Raw genomic sequence first — 8263 nt, forward strand, 5'->3', positions numbered from 1 at the left:
ATTCGGTAACACACGAGCTGAAGAGTCCGCTGGCCTCGCTTTTGTTGATGGTACAAACGCTGCAGCGACACCACTTAGATGAAGCACGCCGTGGAGAGTTGCTCGAGATGATGGCCGATGACATCGACAGACTTTCCGTATTTGTCGATGACGTTTTGGTCGCCAGCCGGGTAGCCTTTGGTAAAACAACGCACCGGCTCACCGAGGTGAATTTAGAAGAGTTGATTCAGCAATGCATTGTTCGAGTCTCCAAGCGCTACAAGTTGGACAAAGACAGTGTGCAGGCCACTATTCCCGATGGCTTCACTTTGAACTCTGATGAGACTCTCTTGGAAGTTATCTTGAATAACCTCCTGGACAACGCGGTGAAGTATTCAGATAAACCCATCGAAGTGAGGCTGGATGTTAGCCGTTCAGCGCCAGCGAAGATTCAAATCAATGTTTCGGACAATGGCATCGGCATTCCTAAAAACTCTCAAAAACGAGTTTTCGACCGCTTTTATAGGGTACCGGGTGAGGAAGTGAACATGCGCCGCGGTACAGGACTGGGTCTTTTCGTGGTGGCAAGCCTTGTGAAAAGCCTGGAAGGGCAGGTAAAAGCTACCGAAGGTATACAAGGCCGCGGTACGACCATCTCAGTGGTGTTACCGATGGACAAGCAGGTAGAGTCATGAGTGAAGCAGAAATAGAAAATGATGATACTCGGTACCGCTTGCTGGTTGTCGAGGATGAGCTTCACTTAGCTCGTGGCCTTAAGCTGAACCTTGAACTCGACGGATACGATGTGGAGCTTGCCGGAACAGGGCGAGAAGCGAGCGAAATGCTGCTTAATCCCGAAGGTTTTAATCTAATCGTTCTTGATGTGATGCTTCCGGATATCGACGGGTTTACCCTCTGCCGCCAATTGAGAAAGTCAGGTATCTATCTTCCTGTGTTGATGCTGACGGCACGCCATACTGCATCTGATAGGGTTCAAGGTCTTGATGCAGGCGCTGATGATTATTTGACGAAGCCATTTGAGCTTTCTGAGCTTCTCGCTCGGGTGCGTTCATTGCTGCGCCGCCGTCAATGGGAACAGTCATCAGAGCAGCGTGAAAAGCCTGAGACGTCGGTGACCTTTGGAAAGGTACACATCAACTTTGATACCCACGAAGTTTTGGTGGGCGATGAGCCGGTGGACTTGACGCAGCTTGAGCTGGATTTGATTCGGTACTTTATGGAAAATCCGGGCAGGGTTTTGAGCCGAGACGAGCTGCTTGAGAAAGTTTGGAAGCTGAAGAACTATCCAAACACCCGCACGGTCGATAACTTTATCGTTCGTTTGCGAAAACACTTCGAACCAGATCCTCGGCACCCGATGTATTTTAAATCGGTTCGTGGGGCCGGTTATAAGTTCGTTTTACCCTGACTCCGGGCAATTGGTCCTGTCGAAATAGTCCAATTACAATAAATTTACACCATTTTAACGCACAATTGACTCACTTTTGAGAACGCTGGGTCATATTGGCTTCAATTAAAATCGGGCATGGTTTCGATATTGGAGTATGCGATGCAAGCACCCGCAAATTTTACGATGCAGCAAGAACACAAAAAGACCGTACGCCGCCTGCGCGACTATGAGTGGTCGGGAGCCATCCCAATGCTCCTGGTGCATTTATCGGTTTTCGGTGCTATTTGGACCGGGGTTACACTCGAGTCTGTTGTGTGTTGTGCTGTTTTATATTCGGTACGCATGTGGGCGGTGACGGCGGGTTACCATCGCTATTTTTCTCATCGTAGTTTTAAAACCGGTCGAATCTTTCAATTTGTTTTAGCCTTCTTGGCTCAATGCAGTGCGCAGCGAGGCGCCATTTGGTGGGCAGCTCATCACCGGGTACACCATAAAAAATCGGACCAGCCTGGAGATGCTCACTCACCTGTTGTGGATGGCTTCTGGTATTCTCATATTGGTTGGCTCTTTTATAAAAACAGTGAGACGGAGTGGAGTCAGATTAAAGACTTCGCCAAATACCCTGAACTGGTTTGGCTCAATAAGCATTTTCTCGTCCCACCAGTTTTGATGGCCTTGGCAACAGTTTGGCTTTTTGGGATGCCCGGTCTTTTGATTGGCTTTATGCTCAGTACCGTTTTCACATGGCACACAACGTTCGCCATCAATTCATTAACGCATGTTTTTGGGAAGCGCCGATATGAAACTTCTGACGACAGTCGAAACCATTGGCTCCTGGCACTCCTGACACTGGGAGAGGGCTGGCACAACAATCATCACTACTATCAGTCGGCGGCTCGGTGCGGTTTTTATTGGTGGGAAGTGGATATCACTTGGTATGTGCTCAAGGGTCTAAGCTGGCTTGGGATTGTTTGGGATCTTCGAGAGATCCCAGATCATGTTCGTGACAACGGTGGCAAGAAGGTCAACCAAGTTGTGGCATCCGCTAATTAAAGAGTAATCTCAAAGCTTTAAGACCAAGGGGTCTCTTCTATATGGAGTCTAGAACGACTTCTGTTTCCGGCGGTTGTGTTTCGTGTGGGCGAATGTCTTCGACCATCAATTGCAGATTCTCACGGCCACGAAAAACATTACGCTCAATGCGGTAAGCAACGTCTATCTTTTCTGGCATCTTGTTCATGTAGGGACCAAACCCAAAGGCAATGGCATCGATGCCGCGCTCGCCTAGGTTTAACTTTAAATGGTCTTTGCCAACGATGCGTCTGTCTCGAATAGAGACACCTCGAGAAACAAGAAGGGGTTCTGGGTTCTTTTGCCCAAATGGCCCCAGAGCTGCTAATTCGTCGACCATTTGCAGTTCAAGCGTTTCGGCGTCCATCTCCAGATCTGGTTGAAGGACCGGAATGTAGGGCGGGGCACCGATGGAGCTTTGAACAACACCAATAAAGTCTCGCCGAAAGCCTTCAATATTATCTTCTGCGATGGTGAGGCCCGCAGCCGCTTTGTGTCCGCCGAACCGTTCAAGATGATGAGCTGCGGTTTCAATGCCACTGTAAATATCAAATCCTGGGATGCTGCGGGCAGAGCCTTTGCCTCCCTCTCCGATAACGATGGTCGGCCTGTGAAAACGTCGCACCAGGCGGCTGGCCACCAAGCCGAGTACACCGGGGTGCCACTGCGGGTGGTAGATAACCAATGCGGCATAGTTGAGGTAGCCTTCATTTTCTACGGCATCGATGGCGCTTTCCACGGCGGCTTGCTCTATTTGCCGACGGTTTTGGTTGGCATCATCGAGAGCTTGAGCCAGTGCTTCGGCTTGCTTGATATCGTGGGTGAGCATGAGATCAACGGCTGCTCCGGCATGGTCCAAGCGACCGCGGGCGTTGATGCGAGGCCCGATTTTAAACCCAAGGTCAGAGGCGCAGATACGGTCGGCTTCGACATCGGAGACCTTCATCAAAGCTTTGAGACCGGGGCGAGCGGCATGAGACATTTGGCGCAGCCCCGCGAAGACGAGAGCTCGGTTGTTGCCGCAAATAGGAACCATATCTGCAACTGTTGCAACCGCGACAATATCTAAAAGTGTGCGCACATCGGGCTCTCGGCCATCTTTAAAAAAGTCTCGATCTCGTAGCTCACGTCGTAAACCAGCTACCAGGATGAAGGCGACGCCGGCCGCGCAAAGCTCTTTGAAGGGATAGTTGCAGTCGGGGCGATGGGGGTTGAGGCATGCGACCGCTGGCGGCATGGCTTCAGGCACTTGGTGATGGTCAACAATAATCACATCAAGACCGGCCTCGTTGGCCGCGCAGACTTCATCATAAGCTGTGATGCCGCAATCGGTTGTAATCAGTACTTTGGACTGCGTCGCAATATTTAAGACAGCGTCTACATTAAGTCCGTAACCCTCCGCGCGTCGATCTGGGATATAGAAACTCACGACGGCGCCTACCTGACGGAGAAATTCGACAAGTACGGTCGTTGAGCAGACGCCGTCCACATCATAATCGCCATAGACCGTGATGGGTTCCCCGGAGGTAATAGCCTCGCAAAGACGCGAGACTGCGGGCTCCATATCTGCCATAAGTCGTGGATCATGTAGTGTTTTTAGAGACTTATCGAGATATTCAGGGATATCTTCGGTTTGAATGCCACGGCTTCCTAGGATGGTCATTAGCCAGGGGGCCAAGGGAGTTGGTTGTGGATGGCTCTTCATCTCGGGCCAAACCCACTTTTTACCGGTGTAACTCAAATCGCTCATATCCACCTCCTGATTACGTCTCATACGCCTTTGCCCTGACATTTTCACCAGTCTTCGCGTTGGACTCATTTCTTGATATACTAGAAGCGGGCGTCCAGGGAGGGATGCAAGATGGTTACTGATAATCGTTTCGTTGTATTGTGTGATGCTGAGCGGCAAGGTCGCTACAGCAACGAGCTGGTTGAGGCGACTCACAAGGTTGAAATGGTTGATGATGTTGTCGAGGTCTTCAAAACCTGTATCCGTCGACCCCCACTTGCAGTGATCGTCGATATGGTAAGCGGCCGAAAAATGAACGGCGACGCCATCGTGGCACTGACGAACCTTGAGCTAAGGTGGCCGATCTTACGCTGTCGTAAAAAGCCGGGCGGTGGTCTGATGGTCATTTCGACCCACCCCATCAACCGGGCCCCATTTCTAGAAGCACTCGATGAAATTTCGATTGGCAGTCCTGCTTGGAGCCGAGATGATATCCGACGCAAAGACGTCAGATTGGCGGTTCAGCTGCGTGGACGGCTTAAATTCGGTGAGGATGAGGCCTGGGAAATGGGAACAATCCTTAATATCGGCGCTCGAGGCTGTTTCTTTCATACTTATCAGCAAGCAGAGAAAGATATGCCGGTCGTCGTTGAGCTCCGAGACCTCTATGATTTACCGTTCGAAATCAAAGGACGGGTGGCCTGGACACGGAAATGGCGCCAAAGCCCCAAACTGCCAGGTTTCGGTATTGTCTTTGAAGACGGACCCATGGAGCATCTCATCGATGCCATCATGAGTTTACCGTCGGTCGTTCATCTTGGAAAGTAGAATGCAGGCCGCGAAAGCCGACCTGATTGGGTAAAGCCTAGAGGCCTTTTCGTCGCAAGCTATTAATGATTTTACGCTTGGTTGGGTTTTGCCGTGGTCCAGCTGCTTCGAAAGCACGCCTTTCAATGGCCTCAAGCTGAGCTGCAGTATCGGGAAATTCTTGACCAACTTGCTCTAGGACGTGATCCCCGGGTGCGGGCAGTCCGTGAAGCATGCGAACAACTTTTTCTTCCTGCGCTGTGAGCTTAAGCGTTTTTTCACGAACCGTTTGGGTGGCTGTGGTGGAAGCATTCTTCATTCTTTTTGTCATAAGAGTTATCCTCTATCGAGGCGAATCCGTTTCGCCTACTTATCCATCATGTTGAAACTACTACATATTTATTCAATTCTGTATCCAGTATGACCTCTATAAAAAGATCCGTCAAAAAAATGGCCAAAATTTGTTAAAAAATCCCACAGATTTCCCTGGCGGTGACGCGATGCGTGATCTAGGCTGCTTGGGGGGTTTTCAGGGAAGCCCGGTCAGATGGTCATTTTTTTTGCCAGACCGGTGTTATAGGGTTCTTAGGAAGGGGTAAGTCATATGGCCAGTGCTGGCGTTGTTATGCCAATAGAGAATGAAGTGGTTGCACCCGAATTGGTTGTGCAGTCACAATCGGCTCGTTCACGGCGCTATTCCGTTCATCCCGAAACCATCTACACGACCACTGAAGATGGTTGGTCACTGGCGATTCATCACTGGAGAGGCCAAGCACCTCACCGCAATTATCCCATCGTCCTTTTGCATGGTATGGCCACCAATCGAGTTAACTTGCACGCTGATGCAGCCCATTCACTGGCCTTAATGGCCGCGGAGCATGGTTTCGATGTTTATGTGGGTGAGGTGCGAGGCGCCGGGCTAAGTCGTCCTCCCAAGGGCGTGGCTCCAGATTATGAATGGGGCTTTGGCGAGTATGCTCGCTTGGATACACCGGCCATTGTTCATAAAGTTCTGGAGCGTTCAGGTGCAAAAGCGATTCACGGAGTCGGCCATTCTATGGGTGGTATGCTTTTTTCTGCGCTTGCAACCGAGCAACCAGAGCTCCTCGAGTCTTTAACGACCATTGGGACACCATTTCTCCAAGGTCTGGAGCTTAAAAAGCGTGAAAGTCGGCTTTTACAGCTTGCACGCAAAATTACGCCGAACGAAACCAGAATCCGTGTGCCCCTTAAAAGACTTGTCGGCGCGGCCGGTAATCTGGCGGCTATGGGAGCTTGGCTGGTGGATGGCACGGTCCTAAACAAAGCGAATATGGACCGCTCAGTTATCAACCTCATGGCTCAAGAGGCCATCGATGATATTCCGCTGAGAATTTTTAAAGAGCTGGGTGACCGGATCTTTAGCTCAAACGCGGAGCCTTACGAGGGACCTTACGATTTTGAAGAGCGACTTGGAGCCATTGAGTTACCGATGATGATGATCAGTGGGAGTGAAGACCGAATCGCGCCTCCTGAAGCAGTCTTTCGTTCGGCGGGCAGAGTATCCAGCAGTGATTTACGTTACCGCGAGATGGGGCTGCGTTTCGGGGATTCAATCGATTATGGGCATATTGACCTCTTGGTGGGTCGGGATGCACCGCGCGAGGTTTTTCCGCTGGTCTTGAGCTTTATTGCAGAAAAAGACCACTAGAGCACTGGCGTGATTGCTGCGGAGTAGGCCCTGAGTTAGACTTAAGACCTAGATTAACCCACTCATCACTGTGTTATCAGGGGGTAAGCAGTGTCAGGCTTGGAACCAATGCAATCTTCTCAGTTTGAGACGCCCGTTTCCGCCGATGCGTTAGAGGGTGATATTCACTCAAAATCAAATCCGCTCGATGCACTTGCTCAAGCCGTACAGCCTGGACAAAAGGTCATAGCCGTTGGTGGCGGTAAAGGCGGTATTGGTAAAAGCCTCATCAGCGCGAACCTGGGCGTTCACCTCGCGAGCCGAGGCGCTAAAGTGGTCTTGGTCGATGCAGATTTAGGAGGCGCAAACCTTCACACCTGCCTGGGAATACCAACACCGGTTCAAACGCTCTCTGATTTCATCGGACGAAAAGTAGATAATCTTGCCGATGTGGTTACCGAGACCAACACAGAGGGCCTCGGGCTTATCAGTGGCGCCCTGGATGTTTTGGGTGCAGCAAATCCGAAATATACGCAAAAGCTTCGCTTGTTACGGGAAATCTCACGGCTTGGTGTCGACTACGTCATTGTCGATTTGGGTGGTGGCACCAGTTTTAATATTCTCGATTTTTTCCTAATCGCTGAGCATGGCATCTTAACCGTGATTCCCGAACCAACTTCTATCGAAAACGCTTACCGGTTTATCAAAGCGGCCTATTATCGACGGCTAAAGCACCTTCAGGCATCTTGGAATTTTAAACCGCTTTTACGCGATGCAATTTCGGACCCGCAGAGTCGAGGCTTAAAAACACCTGCCGATCTCGTTGCGTATGTGGCGGAAAGAAATGAAGAGGCGGGTGAGCTTTTACACCAAGAGCTAAGCAGAATGCCTCTAAAGCTTGTTGTGAACCAAGCGAGAACAGAGCAGGAGTATAAGCTGGGCGGAGCGATCGCCCGGGCGTGCCATAAGTATTTTGGTATTGGTATGGAATTCTTGGGGACGATCCCGTATGACGACGCCGTTTGGAAATCCGTAAGGCGCAGGCAACCACTTCTGGTGGCTCATCCTGACTGTGGAGCAAGTCGTGGCATTCGTGAGGTTGTCACGTCCTTGGGACTATAAGGAACTTCTCGTGACTTATTTTGACGATAAGCAAAGTCTTTATGAGGTGCTTGGTTTAGGACCAAACGCCAATGATGATGAAGTCATGAATGCTTACCGGCGAATTCTATCTGAAATCGAGACAGATTACCTTGCCCTTTATTCCATGGTTGATGATGCAGAGCTTGCAGGTCGCCGGCGCCGTGTTCAAATGGCCTTTGAGACCTTAAGCGATCCGGGAAAACGTGCCAATTACGATGGTGATGATGCGGGCTACCCCTCGTTAACAGTAAGCCCCCAGGCGTCGGTGACTCCTGATCGGGGTGTGGCGGTTGCCACAAGTGTTTCCACCGGAGACACATCTTTTTCGCATACTGGTGAAGAAATAGACGAAGGCGAATTTCAGTCGGTTCAAGTTGAGCCTCGCTATCAGAGTCGCTTTGCGCCGCGAAAAACCGTTCGAACTGAGCCAAGTGCAGCGCCTCAGACGGAGCCG

General features: G+C 50.6%; 9 protein-coding genes. 7 read left to right on the forward strand and 2 right to left on the reverse strand.

The annotated features are described in order from the left end of the window. From HOK28_13225 to HOK28_13235, 3 genes are all read left to right on the forward strand, one after another. Positions 1-674 (forward strand): hypothetical protein (locus HOK28_13225; GenBank protein MBT6434053.1); only part of this gene is annotated, 674 nt, incomplete at its 5' end. Continuing rightward, positions 671-1408: a response regulator transcription factor gene (locus tag HOK28_13230; GenBank protein ID MBT6434054.1), complete on the forward strand. Its 738-nt coding sequence runs from the start codon at positions 671-673 to the stop codon at positions 1406-1408. The genes HOK28_13225 and HOK28_13230, both read left to right, overlap by 4 nt. Positions 1409-1573: 165 nt before the next feature. After that, a complete protein-coding gene (locus HOK28_13235; protein MBT6434055.1) occupies positions 1574-2443 on the forward strand; it encodes an acyl-CoA desaturase in 870 nt (289 codons plus the stop codon). 37 nt (positions 2444-2480) lie between these two features. Here the strand turns inward: HOK28_13235 and recJ are convergent, their stop codons facing one another. After that, the gene (recJ, locus tag HOK28_13240; GenBank protein MBT6434056.1) at positions 2481-4211 is read right to left on the reverse strand and encodes a single-stranded-DNA-specific exonuclease RecJ; all 1731 of its coding nucleotides are present in this window, start codon (positions 4209-4211) and stop codon (positions 2481-2483) included. 111 nt (positions 4212-4322) lie between these two features. On the opposite strand from recJ, the gene HOK28_13245 reads away from it, so the two are divergent. Continuing rightward, positions 4323-5018 carry a PilZ domain-containing protein gene (locus HOK28_13245; GenBank protein MBT6434057.1) on the forward strand — a complete coding sequence of 232 codons (696 nt, stop codon included), beginning with the start codon at positions 4323-4325 and terminating at the stop codon, positions 5016-5018. A 37-nt stretch (positions 5019-5055) separates the two neighbouring features. On the opposite strand, the gene HOK28_13250 is transcribed toward HOK28_13245, so the two are convergent. Further along, positions 5056-5328 carry an RNA polymerase subunit sigma gene (locus HOK28_13250; GenBank protein ID MBT6434058.1) on the reverse strand — a complete coding sequence of 91 codons (273 nt, stop codon included), beginning with the start codon at positions 5326-5328 and terminating at the stop codon, positions 5056-5058. Positions 5329-5601: 273 nt separating this feature from the next. Between HOK28_13250 and HOK28_13255 the strand changes: the two genes are divergently transcribed. The 3 genes from HOK28_13255 to HOK28_13265 all read left to right on the forward strand — a co-directional run. Next, positions 5602-6687, forward strand: a complete 1086-nt coding sequence (locus HOK28_13255) for an alpha/beta fold hydrolase (GenBank protein ID MBT6434059.1) — start codon at positions 5602-5604, stop codon at positions 6685-6687. Positions 6688-6795: 108 nt separating this feature from the next. After that, entirely contained in the window at positions 6796-7788 is a 993-nt protein-coding gene (locus tag HOK28_13260; protein MBT6434060.1) for a P-loop NTPase, read from the forward strand. A 10-nt stretch (positions 7789-7798) separates the two neighbouring features. Then, positions 7799-8263: DnaJ domain-containing protein (locus tag HOK28_13265; protein ID MBT6434061.1), on the forward strand; the 465-nt coding region annotated here is incomplete at its 3' end.

It is taken from the genome of Deltaproteobacteria bacterium (genome assembly GCA_018668695.1).
In the GTDB taxonomy this organism is placed as follows: Bacteria; Myxococcota; XYA12-FULL-58-9; order XYA12-FULL-58-9; family JABJBS01; genus JABJBS01.

What these genes read in the sequence shown, in the direction of transcription:
- HOK28_13235 (MBT6434055.1), top strand. Translation starts at nt 1,574, where the DNA reads ATGCAGCAAGAACACAAAAAGACCGTACGCCGCCTGCGCGACTATGAG.
- HOK28_13250 (MBT6434058.1), bottom strand. Translation starts at nt 5,328, where the DNA reads ATGACAAAAAGAATGAAGAATGCTTCCACCACAGCCACCCAAACGGTT.
- HOK28_13245 (MBT6434057.1), top strand. Translation starts at nt 4,323, where the DNA reads ATGGTTACTGATAATCGTTTCGTTGTATTGTGTGATGCTGAGCGGCAA.
- HOK28_13230 (MBT6434054.1), top strand. Translation starts at nt 671, where the DNA reads ATGAGTGAAGCAGAAATAGAAAATGATGATACTCGGTACCGCTTGCTG.
- HOK28_13255 (MBT6434059.1), top strand. Translation starts at nt 5,602, where the DNA reads ATGGCCAGTGCTGGCGTTGTTATGCCAATAGAGAATGAAGTGGTTGCA.
- recJ (MBT6434056.1), bottom strand. Translation starts at nt 4,211, where the DNA reads ATGAGCGATTTGAGTTACACCGGTAAAAAGTGGGTTTGGCCCGAGATG.
- HOK28_13260 (MBT6434060.1), top strand. Translation starts at nt 6,796, where the DNA reads ATGCAATCTTCTCAGTTTGAGACGCCCGTTTCCGCCGATGCGTTAGAG.